At 59.2% G+C, this 15,711-nt stretch carries 14 protein-coding genes; 11 read left to right on the plus strand and 3 right to left on the minus strand.

Features of this window, described 5'->3' with window-relative positions; genetic code table 11:
• Positions 1-29 precede the first annotated feature (29 nt).
• The 9 genes from AC3IUE_RS14325 to metC are packed head-to-tail and all read left to right on the plus strand — an operon-like array spanning position 30 to position 9,886.
• Complete coding sequence (locus tag AC3IUE_RS14325) at positions 30-881, plus strand: transporter substrate-binding domain-containing protein (RefSeq protein WP_056745083.1); 852 nt, start codon at positions 30-32, stop codon at positions 879-881.
• A complete protein-coding gene (locus AC3IUE_RS14330) occupies positions 878-2,302 on the plus strand; it encodes an FAD-binding oxidoreductase (protein WP_489268253.1) in 1,425 nt (474 codons plus the stop codon). Before AC3IUE_RS14325 ends, AC3IUE_RS14330 begins: the two co-directional genes overlap by 4 nt.
• Positions 2,299-3,510 carry an aminotransferase class I/II-fold pyridoxal phosphate-dependent enzyme gene (locus tag AC3IUE_RS14335; RefSeq protein WP_489268255.1) on the plus strand — a complete coding sequence of 404 codons (1,212 nt, stop codon included), beginning with the start codon at positions 2,299-2,301 and terminating at the stop codon, positions 3,508-3,510. The genes AC3IUE_RS14330 and AC3IUE_RS14335 overlap by 4 nt, the downstream gene beginning before the upstream one ends.
• Positions 3,507-4,241 (plus strand): amino acid ABC transporter permease, encoded by a 735-nt coding sequence (locus AC3IUE_RS14340; RefSeq protein WP_489268257.1) that lies wholly within the window; start codon positions 3,507-3,509, stop codon positions 4,239-4,241. The genes AC3IUE_RS14335 and AC3IUE_RS14340 overlap by 4 nt, the downstream gene beginning before the upstream one ends.
• Entirely contained in the window at positions 4,231-5,019 is a 789-nt protein-coding gene (locus AC3IUE_RS14345) for an amino acid ABC transporter permease (RefSeq protein ID WP_489268259.1), read from the plus strand. Before AC3IUE_RS14340 ends, AC3IUE_RS14345 begins: the two co-directional genes overlap by 11 nt.
• A complete protein-coding gene (locus AC3IUE_RS14350; RefSeq protein ID WP_489268261.1) occupies positions 5,006-5,842 on the plus strand; it encodes an amino acid ABC transporter ATP-binding protein in 837 nt (278 codons plus the stop codon). Before AC3IUE_RS14345 ends, AC3IUE_RS14350 begins: the two co-directional genes overlap by 14 nt.
• A 17-nt stretch (positions 5,843-5,859) precedes the next feature.
• The gene (locus AC3IUE_RS14355; RefSeq protein ID WP_489268263.1) at positions 5,860-6,456 is read left to right on the plus strand and encodes a cysteine dioxygenase family protein; all 597 of its coding nucleotides are present in this window, start codon (positions 5,860-5,862) and stop codon (positions 6,454-6,456) included.
• A complete protein-coding gene (locus AC3IUE_RS14360; RefSeq protein WP_489268265.1) occupies positions 6,453-7,109 on the plus strand; it encodes a glutathione binding-like protein in 657 nt (218 codons plus the stop codon). The genes AC3IUE_RS14355 and AC3IUE_RS14360 overlap by 4 nt, the downstream gene beginning before the upstream one ends.
• 23 nt (positions 7,110-7,132) lie before the next feature.
• Positions 7,133-9,886 (plus strand): cystathionine beta-lyase, encoded by a 2,754-nt coding sequence (metC, locus tag AC3IUE_RS14365; RefSeq protein WP_489268267.1) that lies wholly within the window; start codon positions 7,133-7,135, stop codon positions 9,884-9,886.
• 552 nt (positions 9,887-10,438) lie between these two features.
• Here metC and cuyB read toward each other — a convergent pair.
• Both cuyB and AC3IUE_RS14375 read right to left on the minus strand, forming a co-directional pair.
• The gene (cuyB, locus tag AC3IUE_RS14370) at positions 10,439-11,911 is read right to left on the minus strand and encodes a cysteate racemase (protein ID WP_489268835.1); all 1,473 of its coding nucleotides are present in this window, start codon (positions 11,909-11,911) and stop codon (positions 10,439-10,441) included.
• A 10-nt stretch (positions 11,912-11,921) separates the two neighbouring features.
• Positions 11,922-13,211 carry a dicarboxylate/amino acid:cation symporter gene (locus AC3IUE_RS14375; protein ID WP_489268269.1) on the minus strand — a complete coding sequence of 430 codons (1,290 nt, stop codon included), beginning with the start codon at positions 13,209-13,211 and terminating at the stop codon, positions 11,922-11,924.
• A gap of 229 nt (positions 13,212-13,440) precedes the next feature.
• Between AC3IUE_RS14375 and AC3IUE_RS14380 the strand changes: the two genes are divergently transcribed.
• On the plus strand, positions 13,441-14,370 hold the full coding sequence (locus tag AC3IUE_RS14380; protein ID WP_489268271.1) for a LysR substrate-binding domain-containing protein: 930 nt from the start codon (positions 13,441-13,443) through the stop codon (positions 14,368-14,370).
• Positions 14,371-14,381: 11 nt separating this feature from the next.
• On the opposite strand, the gene AC3IUE_RS14385 is transcribed toward AC3IUE_RS14380, so the two are convergent.
• A complete protein-coding gene (locus AC3IUE_RS14385; RefSeq protein WP_201784098.1) occupies positions 14,382-14,714 on the minus strand; it encodes a winged helix-turn-helix transcriptional regulator in 333 nt (110 codons plus the stop codon).
• Between the two features lie 180 nt (positions 14,715-14,894).
• On the opposite strand from AC3IUE_RS14385, the gene AC3IUE_RS14390 reads away from it, so the two are divergent.
• A complete protein-coding gene (locus tag AC3IUE_RS14390; protein ID WP_489268273.1) occupies positions 14,895-15,638 on the plus strand; it encodes an SDR family NAD(P)-dependent oxidoreductase in 744 nt (247 codons plus the stop codon).
• The last annotated feature ends 73 nt before the right edge of the window (positions 15,639-15,711 follow it).

The raw sequence follows: 15,711 nt of genomic DNA on the forward strand, positions 1-15,711 counted from the left end.
TGCCGGGCGGTCGTTCAAGGTAGTCGTGCATGAACCGATATTTTTCCGCCAGAAGCCTGACCACGCTTTGCCTCGCCTGGTCCGCCGCGTTAGGCGCCAGCCTTGCCCAGGCCGATGCCACGCTGGACAAGATCGAGCAACGCCACGCCATCAGCGTCGGGGTGATTCTCAGTGGTCCGCCATTCGGCACCATCGACCCGAAGACCGGTGAACACCTGGGCTACAACGTCGAACTGGCCAAGGGCATCGCCAAGGCATTGGGCGTCGAAGCGAAGACCGTTTCGGTACTGGCGCCCAACCGTGTGCAGTTCCTGCAGCAGGGCAAGGTCGACATCCTGATCGCCAATATGCAGTTCACCGAAGAACGCGGCGAGATTCTCGATTACGTGCCCACGCCTTATGAAGAGGTTGGCGGCGCGGCGTTGATTCGCAAAGGCGCTGGCGTGACTCAATGGGCTGATCTCAAGGGCAAGCCGGTGTGCGTGTCCCAAGGCAGCAACTTCATCAAGCCCTTGCAGGAAACCTACGGCGCAGAGATCAAGGCGTTCCGCAGCCAATCCGAATCGTTGTTGTCGCTGCGCGGCAATGGTTGCGTGGCGGCGGTGCATGTCAGTCCGACCATGCATGCGCTGCTGAGCGATGCCGAGTGGGCTGATTATGAAATCCCGCTGCCGGGTGATTTGATCCCGTCGAACTCGGTGATCTGGCTGCGCAAAGGCGAGCACGATACCCAGGCGAAACTCGATGCCATCGTGCGCGACTGGCACCGCAGCGGCTGGCTGATCGAACTGGGCGAGCGCACCGGCATGACGCCGTCCCAAGCGTTGCGTGATCTGCATGAGCAGTACCGCAACTCGACTCCGCTGGCGTCGCAACCATGAGTCGGCAATTGATTGTGGCCTTGCAGCAACTGCTCGGCCCCAGCCATGTGCAGAGCAGCGAAGAGGCTGCGCCTTACCTGACCGACAAACAGGGCCGTTACGTCGGGCAGGTCATCGCTGCGGTGCATCCGGCGAACACCGAAGAAGTCGCGGCCGTGGTTCGTGCCTGTGTGGCCAGTGATACGCCGGTGGTGGTGCAGGGCGGCAATACCGGACTGATGGGTGGCGCGACCCCGGATGGCAGCGGCCGAGCGGTGTTGCTGTTGCTCGATCGGCTGAATCGTGTGCGGACGGTGGACACCGACAACGACACCCTGACCGTCGAAGCGGGCTGCATACTGCAAACCGTCCAGGAGGTTGCTCGTGACGCCGACCGGTTGTTTCCCCTGAGTCTGGGTGCCGAAGGCAGTTGCACCCTCGGCGGCAATCTGGGCACCAATGCCGGCGGCACCGCGGTGCTGCGTTATGGCAATACCCGCGAGCTGACCCTGGGCCTGGAAGTGGTCACCGCCGAGGGCGAAATCTGGAATGGCCTGCGCGGCTTGCGCAAGGACAACACCGGCTACGACTTGCGTGACCTGTATATCGGCAGCGAAGGCACCCTCGGCATCATCACCGCAGCGACCCTGAAACTCTTTCCGCTGCCCAAGGCGCAGGCGACGGCACTCTTGGCTTTCAACACCCTGGAACAAGCGGTGCAATTGCTGTCCCATGCCCGCGCCGGTTTCGGTGCCAGCCTCACCGCGTTCGAACTGCTCAGTGCTGACTGCCTCGCGCTGCTGCGCGAGCAATTTCCGCAAGGTCCGCAACCTTTTCTCGGTGCTGATCAGCCTTGGTTTGCGCTGTTGGAACTGTCCGACAACCACAGCGAAGCCCATGCCCGCCAAGCCTTTGAAGAAGTGCTGGGGGAGGCCTTCGAACGCGAGTTGCTGGCCAATGCGTTGATCGCCGAAAGCCTGGCCCAAAGCGAAGCCCTGTGGCTGTTGCGGGAGAACATGAGCGAGGCGCAGAAGCGCGCCGGTCGCAACATGAAGCACGACATTTCAGTGCCGATTTCCCAGGTCGTGGCGTTTGTCGCCCACACCGATGCGTTGTTGCAGGCGCATTTCCCCGGTGTCCGTCACTTCACCTTCGGCCATTTGGGCGACGGCAACCTGCACTACAACGTTGCTCATTCTCTTGATTCGACGGTTGAGGCGCACATGGCTAACTACGCGGCGCTCAGCTTGCTGGTTCATGACAGCGCCCATGCCCACGGCGGTTCGATCAGCGCCGAACACGGCATCGGCCAGCGAAAACGGGACATGCTCGGGCGCTACAAAAGTCCGGTGGAGCTGGACCTGATGCGCCGGATCAAGCAGGCGCTGGACCCGAAAAACCTGCTCAATCCGGGCAAGGTATTGGAGGTGATTCAGCCATGACACTTCGTCTGTCCAAACGCGTGCAGCGCGTCTCGCTGTCGGCCAATGCCGCCGCCAAATCCCAGGCCACGGCGTTGCGTGATGCCGGTCGCGACATCCTCGACCTGACCACCGGCGAGCCGGATTTCGACACCCCCGAGCACATCAAACAGGCTGCTTATGCCGCCATCGCCGCCGGTGCCACCAAGTACACCCCGACGCCGGGCGTAAAAGCCTTGCGTGTCGCCGTGCAACGCAAACTCCAGCAGGAAAACCGCCTGGACTATCCGCTGGAATCGATCCTGATTGCCAACGGGGCGAAGCAGATCATCTTCAACGCCTTCGCCGCGACCCTCGACGACGGCGATGAAGTGCTGGTGCCGACGCCGTACTGGCCGTCCTTCCCGGACAGCGTGCGCTTCAATGGCGGCGAGCCGGTGTTTATCGAGTGCGCACTGGCGCAGGGCTGCAAGCTCACCGCAGAACAGCTGAACCAGCACATTGGCGAGCGGACTCGCTGGCTGATCCTCAATGGCCCCGGCAACCCCAGCGGCGCGGTGTACAGCGCGGCCGAATTGCAAGCCTTGGCCGAAGTGCTGCGTCGCCATCCGCAGGTGCTGATTCTGCTGGATGAACTCTACGAACATATCCGCTTTGACGGTCAGCCCGCGCAAAGCCTGCTCAATGTCGCGCCGGATCTGCAGCCGCGCTGCCTGCTGGTGGGCGGTGTGTCCAAGACGTACGCGATGACCGGCTGGCGCATCGGTTTCGGTGCCGGGCCGCAAGTGCTGACCAACGCCATGGCAGTCGTGCAGTCGCAATCTACGTCGGGAGCATCTTCGGTAGGACAGGCTGCTGCGTTGGCGGCCTTCGAGGGTGGCCTGGACTTCTTGCCGGAGCAGGTGGCGGCCTATCAGCAACGCCGGGATTTACTGGTGAGCGCCTTACGCGACGTGGACGGTCTTGAAGTGCTGGAACCCCAAGGCGGCTTCTTCGTGTTTGTTCGCTGCGCGGGGTTGCTGGGGCGTTATCGTCCGGATGGCGTATGCCTCAACAGCGACACCGATGTCGTGGCGTATCTGCTGGAGGAGGGCGTGGCCGGTGTGGCGGGCGGCGCTTACGGCCTGTCACCGTGGTTTCGCCTGTCCATCGCCACGGCGACCGACAGCGTTGCCGAAGCCGGGCGTCGCATCGCTCACGCCTGCGGACAATTGCGGGGCGAACCATGAGTCATTGGCTGGAGCTTTTTGTCCACTGGACTGCCGGGTTCGGCCTGAACTACGGTTTTCTGCTGGACGCCTACCAACGCGGAACCCTGGCGCAGGGCGCGTTGACCACGGTGCTGCTCTGCCTGTTCACCATTGTCGGCAGCTTGCTGGCCGGTGTTGGATTGGCGGCGATGCTGACCTCTGGAAAACCCTGGCTGGCAAAATCGGCCCGCATATTTGTCGAGGTCACCCGCAACACACCGACCCTGGTGCAGCTGTATTGCGCCTTCCTGGTGCTGAACATGCTGTTGACACAGGCTGTCGGCGCGGCCAACCCGCTGACGCCGTTCGCCTGGGTGGTGATCGTGATTTCGTTGCACAAGGGCGCGTTCCATGCCGAAGCCTTGCGCGCCGGCATCGAGGCGGTGCCCACCGTAACGCTGGAAGCGGCCAGTTCGCTGGCGTTCAGCAGCCGTCAGTTGCTGTGGAACGTGCAGCTGCCGTTGGCCCTGCGTTTTGCCTTGCCTTCGCTGATCAACAACTTGATCGACCTGGTGAAGATGACGGCCGTGGCCTCGGCGATTGCCGTGGGGGACATCACTTACGCGGCGATCATGATCTGGACCCAGAGTGACAACGTGCTGGAGCTGATGATTCTGATCCTGAGCTTTTTCGGCCTGCTGAGTTTTATCGTCAATTGTGTGGGGCGCTACCTTGAAGCGCGCCTGAGGATGCCCGGCTATGGCCATTGAATCGTCCGTCAGCGCACCGGCGGCCTGGCCTCGGCGGCATGTCGGCAAGCTGCTGTTGTTGGTGTGCGTCGCACTGTGGTTGGTGTATATCGCCCCGCACAGTCCGGTGTTCAAGGCCTTGTTGCAATGGTCGCCGGCCTTGGCCGTGGGCTTTGGTCAGAACATTCTGATCAGCCTCGTCGCCATCGGCCTGGGGTCGTTGCTGGGGCTGTTGGTCGGAGCGTTGGCGCTGTCCCCACTTCGACTGCTGCGCTTGCCGGCACGGATCTGGGTGCAGATATTTCGCAATGCGCCCTGGCTGGTGCTGATCTATTTCACCACCTATGTGTTCCCGTTCGAGATCCACATCGGCAGTGCCTATGTCTCGTTCCCGGACTGGGTCAAGGTCACCCTCGGCCTGGCGTTGCCGGCGAGTGCCAACGTCGCGGAAATCTTCCGTGGCGCCATTGCCTCGATCCCCAGCACCCAATGGGAAGCCGCACGTTCCCTCGCATTCACTCGCGGGCAGATTTTCCGTTCGATCATCCTGCCGCAGTGCTTCAAGCGCATGTTGCCGCCGTGGATGAACCTTTACGCGGTGATCACCATGGGCACCGCGCTGGCGTCCCTGGTGGGCGTGCATGACGTGATCGACACCGCGCAAATCGCCAGCAACACCGTGAACATGACTGGCTTCACCGTGGTGATTTACCTGAGCCTGTTGGTGCTGTTCTTTGCCTATTGCTACCCGATTTCCCGACTCACCCAACGCCTGGAGCGACGTTATGCCTTCTACTGAAACCGTCGCCGAGCCTCTGGTCAGTCTGCGCGACTTGCACCTGTCGTTTGGCACTAACACGGTGCTCAAAGGCATCGACCTCGACGTGCATCGCGGCCAGGCCGTGTCAATCATCGGCCCGTCCGGCTCAGGCAAATCGACCATCCTGCGCTGCATTACCGGCCTGTTGCAGCCCCAGCGCGGCAGCATCCGCGTCGGTACGACCGAGGTTCACACCCTCGCCCAGGAAGCCCAACGCATCGAGTTGCGCAAGCGTGTCGGGTTTGTGTTCCAGCAATACAACCTGTTCCCGCATTTGTCGGTACTGGAAAACCTGGTGATTGCCCCGCGCAAGGTGCTGGGTCGCAACCGGATCGACGCCGAGAAAGACGCCCGCGCCTTGTTGGCCAAGGTGCGGATGGAGCACAAGGCCGATGCCTATCCGGGCCAGCTCTCGGGCGGTCAGCAACAACGGGTGGCGATTGCCCGCGCCCTGGCGATGCGCCCGGAACTGATTCTGTTTGATGAGGTGACCTCGGCCCTCGATCCGGAGACCGTCGGCGAAGTGCTGACGGTGATTCGCGAGCTGACCGAAGAGGGCATGACCTGCGTGCTGGTCACCCACGAAATGCGTTTCGCCGAAGAGATCAGCGACATCGTCTACTTCACCGAGAACGGCGTGATCGTCGAGCACGGCAGCGCCGCGCAAATCTTTCAGCATCCCACCAGCGAGCGCACCCAGGAGTTTTTGCGTCACGCCCTGGGTGATCCGGGGCGCCGGCCGCCCATCGCCAATGATCCGTATCTGTTGACCAACCTGGGTCGCTACAGCCTGTCCGTCTAATACCGAGGAGTCTGTTCATGAGTACCGATAACCGTGCCGCCGTCATTGAGGATTTCCTGAAGAAAATCCGCGTCATCCATCAACGGGGCGTCGACCGTGCCGCGCTGGTGGAAATCGTTTCCTTGCTTGAAGTCCTGGCCGAGCGCCGCGATCTGTTCAATTTCGACGAGTTCCCCGCGCCGGTGCCGGGGCAGGGCAGCACCGCGTTCCGCTACCGTCTCAATGACGATGGCGACACGCCGACGCTGTACCTGAACTCGTTGTTGCCGGGTAAAAGCACCATCCCCCACAACCATGAAACCTGGGCGATCATCAGCGCGGTCGAAGGCCAGGAAATCAACTACGTCTACCGTCGAGACGACGAAGGCCGCGAGCCCGGTTTCACCACCTTGCACCTGGAAAAACAAGTGATCGTGCAACCCGGCACCTCCATCTCGTTTCTCGGCGAAGACCTGCATGGCATTCGTGTCGAAGGCGAGCAGGCGACCCTGCATTTCCACCTGTACGGTTTGCCGCTGGAGTCCCTCAACGGCCGTTACGGCGTGGAAGCCGACGGGCGCATCCTCAATTACAACGCCTCGCAAATGGCGCCGTCGATCAAGGCCTACGCATGATCGATCTGTATTACTGGCCGACTGGCAACGGCTTGAAGATCGGTATCCTGCTTGAAGAGTTGGAGCTTGAGTACCGCGTGCTGCCGGTCAACATCCGAGAAGGCGAGCAGAAGCAGGCAGCGTTCCAGCGCATCAGCGCCAATGGACGGATTCCGGCGATTGTCGACCATGCGCCGCAGGGCTTGAGCGAGCCGCTGAGCCTGTTCGAGTCCGGCGCCATCCTCATTTACCTGGCCGACAAGGCCGGGCGTTACCTGCCGGCGGCCGGCAGTGCCGAGCGGCAAAAAGTTCAAGAATGGCTGTTCTGGCAGGTGGGGCATATCACCCCGTACCTGAGTCAGTTGCAGCTGTTCAAGGAGAAGGCTCCGGAACCGATTGCGTTCGCCCTGGACTTGCTCAATGCCGAAGCCACGCGGCTGTATCGGGTGCTGGAAACGCGTCTGTCTGACGTGCCGTTTGTGGCAGGCGATTACTCCATCGCTGACATGGCTATTTTTCCGTGGATTCAACCGTTGCGACAGGGCCAGGACCTGGCGGATTACCCGCACGTCCATGCCTGGCGCGAACGCCTCAAGGCGCGACCGGCGATTCAGCGTGCGTACGTGAAGGGCCGGGAAGTCGCGTCCAATGAGCGCTCTCTGGCGCTTCAATAACTCTTTTTTCAAACGGGACTCCCATGAGCCAGACCGTAACTCCAGGGCAACTGCAGCAGTGGCTGTTCGACGGGCAGGAAATTGCCCTGTTTGACGTGCGCGAGCACGGCCAATATGGCGAAGCTCACCTGTTTTTCGGGGTGAATTTGCCCTACAGCCGTCTGGAGCTGGAGGTCCGGCGTCTGGCGCCGAATCCCCAGGTTCGGCTGGTGATCTACGACCAGGACGGCGGGGATGTCGCGGCGCGTTCTGCTCAGCGTCTGCGGGCGCTCGGATATGGCCAGGTGCATGTGCTCGAGGGCGGTGCCGATGGCTGGCAGGCTGCCGGGTTCCAGCTGTTTGCCGGGGTGCATGTGCCTTCCAAGGCCTTCGGTGAATTGGTCGAAGAGGCCAGCCATACGCCGCACGTCACCGCGCAGCAACTGGCCGAATGGCAACGCCGGGGCGAGCCCTTGGTGGTGCTCGACGGTCGGCCGTTCGATGAGTACCGCAAGATGACCATTCCTGGTTCGGTGTGCTGCCCGAATGGTGAACTGGGTTATCGCGTCCACGATCTGGTGCCGGACGAAAGCACCCCGATTGTGGTCAATTGTGCCGGTCGGACCCGCAGCATTATCGGCGCCCAGACGTTGATCAATCTGGGGTTGAAGAACCCGGTCTACGCGTTGGAGAACGGAACCCAGGGTTGGTATCTGGAAGATTTTCAGCTGGAGCATGGCAGCACCCGACGTTATGCCGAGGCGGTGTCGTCTGGCCCGTTGCCGGGGCAGCGACTCGCTGCTGCGCAACTGGCGGAGCGGGCTGGCGTGAAGACCGTTGAGGCGGCGCAGGTCGAGCAATGGGCCAGGGAGGCCGGGCGCAGCCTGTTTTTATGCGATGTGCGCACTGCCGAGGAGTTTGCTGCGGGCAGTCTGCCGGGTGCGCAACACACGCCGGGCGGGCAGTTGATTCAATCCACCGATCTTTATATCGGCGTGCGTCAGACGCGGTTGGTGCTGCTCGACAGTGATGGCGTGCGCGCACCGATCGTTGCCAGTTGGCTTCGACAGTTGGGGCATGAGGCGTATGTGCTGGCAGGCGGCGTGAGCAGTGATCTGGTGTTGCCCGCGTTTGAGGTGATCGCTCACGAGGCGTTGCCATCGATCACGGCGCGGGCCTTGGCCGACGCGCTGAAGGATGACGCGGTCGCACTGATTGACCTGCGACCGAGCATGACCTTCCGCAAGGGGAATATCGCCGGGTCGCGCTGGTCGATTCGCTCGTTGCTGGTGTCTGAAGTGGCCGGTGAGCAACGGCCACTGGTGTTGGTCGCCGATGATCCGCGGCTGGCTGCTTTCGCGGCGCAGGAGCTGCCGGAAAATCAGCGCCTTCAAGTCAGGCTGCTGGACGGCGGGATCGATGCCTGGCGCGCAGAAGGGTTCGCGGTGCAGGAAAATCCGACCACGCCTTCCGATCAGCAGTGCATCGATTTTCTGTTCTTCACTCACGACCGTCACGCCGGTAACAAGGACGCGGCGCGTCAGTACCTGGCCTGGGAAATCGGTTTGTTGGCGCAGATGAGCGACGACGAGATCGCCAGTCTCAAGCCGCTGCGCGTCACAGCGCCCCGCGATGCCCGGGTGCGTACGCGTCTGGTCCATTCGGCGCGTACCGAACAGGGCAATGGCGGTCGGGCAGTCAACGTGCCGGTCACGCGGTTGAGCACGGTGCTGTTCGATAACCTGGCGCAAATGCGCGACGCCCGTGCTCGCCGTGATAGCGAGCGGGTCTTGAGCTATGGCGCCCGAGGCAATCCGACGGCCTTCGCCCTGGAAGATCTGGTGACGGAGCTGGAGGGTGGTTACCGCACGCGCTTGTTCGGCACCGGGCTGGCGGCGATCGCGCAGACCTTCCTGGCCTACCTGCGGCCCGGCGATCACGTACTGATCAGCGACGCGGTCTACGCGCCCGTGAGACGGCTGGCCCGTGAGTTTCTTCAGCCGTTCGGCATCCAGGTCAGCTACTTCGCCCCTGATGGCAGTGGCCTTCAAGCGCAACTGCAAGCCAACACCAAAATGGTCTACACCGAAGTGCCGGGCTCCTTGCTGTATGAGCTCTGCGACTTGCCGGCCATCGCCGCCCTGTGCAAACCGCGAGGCATTCTCCTGGCCGTCGACAACACCTGGGGCTCGGGTTACCTGTACCGACCGCTGACGCTGGGCGCGGACATCTCGATCATGGCGTTGACCAAGTACCTGTGCGGCCACAGCGACGTGGTCATGGGCAGCGTCTGCACCCGCGAAGAAGTCTGGCAGCCACTGGCGTCCATGGGCGACACCTTTGGCGCCACCGTCAGCCCCGACGACGCCTATCTGGTGCTGCGCGGCGCGCGAACCCTGGCGCCGCGACTGGAAGTGCACGAACGCCAGGCGCTTGAAATCGCCCATTGGCTGCAAGCGCAACCGCAGGTGAAACGGGTGTTCCATCCAGCGCTGCCCGAGCATCCCGGTCACGCCCTGTGGCAGCGCGATTTCAATGGCAGCAATGGTTTGCTGTCCTTCGAGCTGCGTGATGCGGACCCGACCTACGTCGAACGCTTTATTGATTCGCTGCAGTTGTTTGGGCTCGGCGCTTCCTGGGGCGGTTATGAAAGCCTGGTCACCGTCGCCGATACCACGGATCGCGACAGTGTTGCGGATCGTTCGTTGAATCCGGTGTTACGGCTGCATATCGGGCTTGAGGATGTCGAGGCGTTGATTGAGGACCTGCAGCGCGGGTTTGCAGCTATGGATAACTAGCTTCCACCGCCAACAGTTGAAAGGGTGCCTATTCGTTATTCCAGCAGAACTCATAAAAAAACGCCGCTCACTGAGCGTAATGCTGTTCACTTAAGCTCGGTGTTTCCAGGTACACACATGTGTAGCGAGGGGGCGGTGGATCAACGTTGGTAGAGGCGCCGATGGAGGTCGTCACAGGTTGACGGACAGGCTCAGGGCGTGAGGGGGCGTGCACCGCAAAAGCAAAAGCGAGGCGGCCTACCGGCCGGCCTTTCTCTTCAATCGTACGCAATCCCCTGTGGGAGCGAGCCTGCTCGCGAAGGACGTCAACGGTGACGCGTGCTGTCTGAATGAACGCGGTGTCCGGACGTTTTTCGCGAGCAGGCTCGCTCCCACAGGTACAACGCCGGGCTTTTGATCTTGCTTCTGATCTTGATCTGCCCCGTCGGAACCCTAAGTCGCCATCACCACAGAAACGGATATGTCCCCCAACCTTAAGTGAACAGCATTACGCTCACTGAGCGGCGTTTCTGTTATCGGTGCTGACAGGAGAAAAGTGTCGGCGGCTGTTTTCTACTGTGTACTGAGCGCTAGCTCAATGCACTTCAATGCCAAAATGGTTGTCGGGTCGACCAGTGCGACCTCATGATTTTTGATCATGTAGGATTCGCTATGCTCAAGCACCAGCGGTAGCTCCGTACATCCCAGGATGAGCACATCAGCACCCAATTCACATAAGTGTTCTGCGGCGGTCAGGAGCTGGTCTTTGCATATGCCCTCTGTGAAACCTGCTTTGATTCCGTGATGTCCGTAAATCGACTCCATCACCAACGCTTGGTAATCCACGCCAGGGGCAATTATTTGAAGCCCTGCTTGTCGAGCTGCCTCGTGATAAACCTGACTTTTGATGGTGCCGGACGTCGCTAGCAGCCCGACGGTTTTGCCGGCACCGTACCGCTGCACGATAGCCTCTACCGTTTCAGTCAGCATATTCACGATAGGTACACGCAGGTGCGTCTGGATGCGCTCAACAAAGGCGTGTGCTGTGTTGCACGGAATCGCAATGGCATTGGCACCGGCGCTTTCCAGTCGTTTGCACGTTGCATACATCGCCATCGTCGGATCAGTTTCGTCGTTCAGCAGATTGGCTGTGCGATCAGGGATCTGGGGGTTCTGTTCCACCACCATTTTGATGTGTTCCTGATCGCGACCTGCCGGTGTGTGCGCCACAACCTTACCCATGAAGTCGACCGTTGCCGCTGGCCCAACTCCACCTACAATCCCAAGCTTGAAAGGCGGACGGGTCGACTGGCCTTTCTCCAAGGTGGCGAAAGCGGCATAAATCTCGTTGATATCCAGGACCGTCAAGCCACGCCGTTGTAGATCACCGCAGACCAACGAAAGCTCAGTCATACCTGGCAGGATGATTGTGGCCCCCTGATCCTGAAGCGACAGGCAGGCCTGATAAACACATTCGAGTGGTACACCGTCAAGGAATCCATCTTTGATGCCGTTAACCCCGTACATGGCGTCCATCAACCCGGATTGCGCGTTATCGTTTGGATAAACCAGCTTGAAGTCATTGCCAAAATAGCCCTCAAACAACCCGGAGTGCCGAACATAGTCGGATGCGATGATTCCCAACGTACTGCCGTGTTCAGCGACATGATCCACATGCTTGCGTAACGCCGCCATCATATCCAGAACGGGTATCCCAATTTCCTCCTGGATCTCCTCCCGAAAGGTGTGACTGGCAAAACAAGGCAGTAAGACTGCATTGACTTCGCTCGCCTCGAACGTCTGGCAAACCTGAAATACGTAGAACTTTCTGGAGGTCATGCTGGCACCCTGATCAAGAGGCATCAGCACGTCCTTGAACGGGTGTTGTTCAAACAGGAAGTGATAGCGACCTTGATCCTCCAGAACAGCTCTGGACTTCACCAATTTGTAGAAAAGATCGCCGCCGGCCAGTGAGCCAAGCCCGCCGACGATACCTAGTTTGCGAGCAAACGATGACCCGCTGGACGGCTTCGATTTACCTTTCATTTTAAGGTTCTCAGGCTGTGGCTGCAGTATGAATGGGGAGCGGAGATTCAGTGCCGGGCGCATCTTCAGCTTCTTCATGCGGTTCTGATTTGGCAACCACAGCCGTCGCTATGCTGTTGCCAACGACGTTGGTGGCAGTCCTGGCCATATCAAGGAATTGGTCAATGCCAAGAATCAACAAAATGCCGGCTTCGGGAAGATTGAACATGGGTAACGTAGCCGCCACCACGACCACCGATGCTCGGGCTACACCCGCCATTCCCTTGCTGGTGATCATCAGCGTCAGCAAGATGAGCAGTTGTTGTGTGAAGCTCAAGTCGACGTTGTAGGCCTGAGCAATGAACATGATGGCGAACGCTTGATACATCATCGAACCATCAAGATTGAATGAGTACCCCGACGGAAGGACGAAGCTGGATACGCGCTTGGGCGCACCAAATTTCTCCAGTGCCTCCATGGTTTTCGGGTAAGCGGATTCGCTGCTGGCAGTGGAAAATGCGAGGAGGATGGGTTCGCGAATGAGCTTGCCCAAGGTAAACACTGAACGACCCAGGAACAGGTAGCCGGCAGCGAACAACACGCACCACAGAATCACAATGCCCAAGTAGAACTCGGCAATCAGTTTTCCGTAATCGACTATCAAGCCAAGCCCTTGCGTGGTGATAGCCGATGCGATAGCTGCGAAAACCCCAATTGGCGCGAAGGCCATGACGAAGTCCGTGACCTTGAACATCACCTTGGCCAGCTCTTCAATGCTATCGACAATCGTTGTGTAACCCGCTCGCTTCACACCCGCCAAGGCAAACCCGAAGAACAACGAGAACACCACGATTTGCAGGATTTCGTTATTGGCCATTGCTTCAGCAATGCTGCGAGGGAACACGTGACTGATGAAAACCTTGAGGCTGAAATCCCCGGTGTTGACCACCACGGGACTTGCCGCATGCTGGACAACCTCCATGTTCAGTCCCGCACCGGGTTGGAACAGGTTGACCAGGCCCATGCCGATTGCCAGCGAGATTACCGAAGCGGTGACGAACCAGGCCATGGCTCTTAAGCCAATCCGGCCAACGGAGCGGGAGTTACCCATACTCGCGATGCCGCCGACCAAGGTAGCGAACACCAGAGGCGCGATGATCATCTTGATCATGCGTAAAAAGATGTCGGTGACCATCGAGAAGTAAGAGGCGATCTCTTTGGCGCTTTGTTCGCTCCCTGCGAAATGGTGACACGCCCAACCGACAAGCACGCCTGAGGCGATGCCAATTGCGATCCGACGCGGAAGTTTATTTTTCTTCACGGAGCTTTCCTCAAGTGGTTTTTTTGCTTTTGTTACTTGGCAGGAGACAAGTGTCATTGGGTCGAAGCTCTCTAGCGTCGCTTCAACGATTACGATTCTAGGGTCGGGTTTGAATCGTCGTGATGAGTAATCCCGATAGCCTCATGCGCTTTTGGAATAGTTTTCGAAACAGCTGCTTCGTCCTGACTGAGGCGCAGTACACTGCGCATTCGGAGCGTGAGGTGCCGGTATGCAAATCAAATGGCTGGATGATCTTTTAGCGATTTCCGAGTGGAAAAACTTTTCTCGTGCTGCGGAAGTACGGTGCGTGACCCAGTCAGCACTGTCGCGTCGCATACGGTCACTTGAGGAATGGGTTGGAGCAGAGTTGGTAGATCGCGGAACTTATCCCGTTCAGCTCACGCCTGCGGGGCGAAGTTTTTGTGAAGAGGGCCGCGAGGCATTGGCGGGGTTATTGAGACTGCGTTCAGCCCTGCGAGAGGTTGAGCGAATGCCCGGGCGATCCATCCAGGTCACTGCTGGTCACAGCCTTTCAATGACGTTTCTACCGAAATGGCTAACCCAATTTCAGCAGCACAATGAGCAGTTCAACGCCCGAGTCGTTGCAGCGAACATTCATGACGCCGTTATCGCCTTGGAGGAGGGGAGTTGCGATCTGATGATCGTCTACCACCATCCCTTGGCACCCATTCTTCTAGACCCGGAAAAATTCGGTTGCCTGACGTTGGGACATGACGCCTTTATTCCGTTGTGTGCCCCTGACAACAACGGGCAACCGCTGTATCGCTTGCCCGGTACCTCAGCCAAAGCAGTACCTCACCTCGCTTATACGGCCACAACTTTTTTAGGCCGCGTAGCAGACATAATCATCAAAAATGGCCCAAGTGTGAGTGTGCTGGAGCGCTGCTATGAGGCAGACATGGCGATGCTTTTGATGCGAATGGCGATAGAGGGGTATGGCGTGGCATGGTTGCCACAAAGCGCCGTCATTGACGAGCTTCAGCGAGGTCAGTTGGTAAAAGCGGGTGGTGATGAATGGAGTACACGACTGGAGATACGCTCCTACTGTTCCATCACCAATGAGAACCCTACGATGCGCAGCTTATGGAAAACTCTCGAAGGAGCTTCCCGCGATCTCCATGGCAAAATAGCCAATTGATCATTTAATGCTTAAGTGCTTTTTGGTTTGCGTCCACGCGAGCTTGGCTTCACCGGCACGCTCTTCCCATACTCGCTCCACCATAACGCGAGTGCCTCCATCGTCGGCCCTAGCGCACGAGCCTTTGCCGTCATTTCATATTCGACGCGCGGGGGCACTTCCGCGAAGACTGTTCGCAATACCAGGCCATCGTTTTCGAGCTCCCGAAGTTGTGCCGTCAGCATGTGCTGGGTGATGCCGCTAATCGCCTTGCGCAGTTCTCCGAAACGATAGATTCGCTGGTTCAACAACCACATGATTTCCAGTTTCCACTTGCCTGAGAGCAGCGCAAATGCGCGGCGCATTTCCTCGTGCATGTTGATCTGAACGTCGCCAATAGTCTGGTTTTCCATACTAAGCACCACTTTTTCATCCTACTTGTAGCTTTTCATATTAGGCGACATCTTTGACCTGAGTCGACGCATTCACCTTACGGCCAAGTAACCACGGCATATCAAGTAACCCCTAACTGATTGGAGATCAACATGTCCCGACTCAATGGAAAAGTTGCCATTGTCACTGGCGCCGGCCGCGGCATCGGCCGAGCCACAGCGAAGCTTTTCGCGGAGGAAGGTGCGAAGGTGGCGGTCGTTTCACGCACGGCTGAAAATGTCGCTGCTGTTGTCGCCGAGATCCAGGCAGCGGGCGGGATCGCCCTCGGAGTAGTCTGTGATATCGCCGATCCGGATCAGATCAAAGCTGCTGTAGAAAAGGTGGTGGCTGTGTATGGCCGGATCGATATTCTTGTGAACAATGCCTTCGATCCCTCTGTCGTCTTTTCATCGGTTCTCGATCTGTCGACCGAGCAATTGCAACGCAATTTGGAAATGGGGCCGATTGCCTATCTACGGACGATGCAAGCCTGTTACCCCCACCTCAAAGCCAGCGGGGAGGGGAGGGTCATCAACTTCGCCTCGCTGGCCGGTGTCATCGGCCTGCAGGGATACGCCCCGTACAACATGGCGAAGGAGGCGGTGCGCGCCTTGACTCGCTCGGCGGCAAGGGAGTGGGGGGCTGACAAGATCACAGTAAACAATGTGATGCCGGTTGCAGACACTTGGGGTGCTGCGGCCAATGCGCCCGCACCCACTAACGTACTTGGCCGTTATGGATCACCCGAAGAGGACATTGCGCCGGTCGTGCTATTCCTCGCCAGCAAGGATGCACAATTCCTGACGGGTTACAGCCTGACGCCGGACGGTGGCCAAATCATCGACAGCGCACGGTGATCGTCACGTCCAACCAGCGTGCGCACGCTCACCCGAAACCACAAGATATGCCTTGGCGTGTCTTGTGGTTATT

Source organism: Pseudomonas sp. GL_093 (assembly GCF_057837605.1).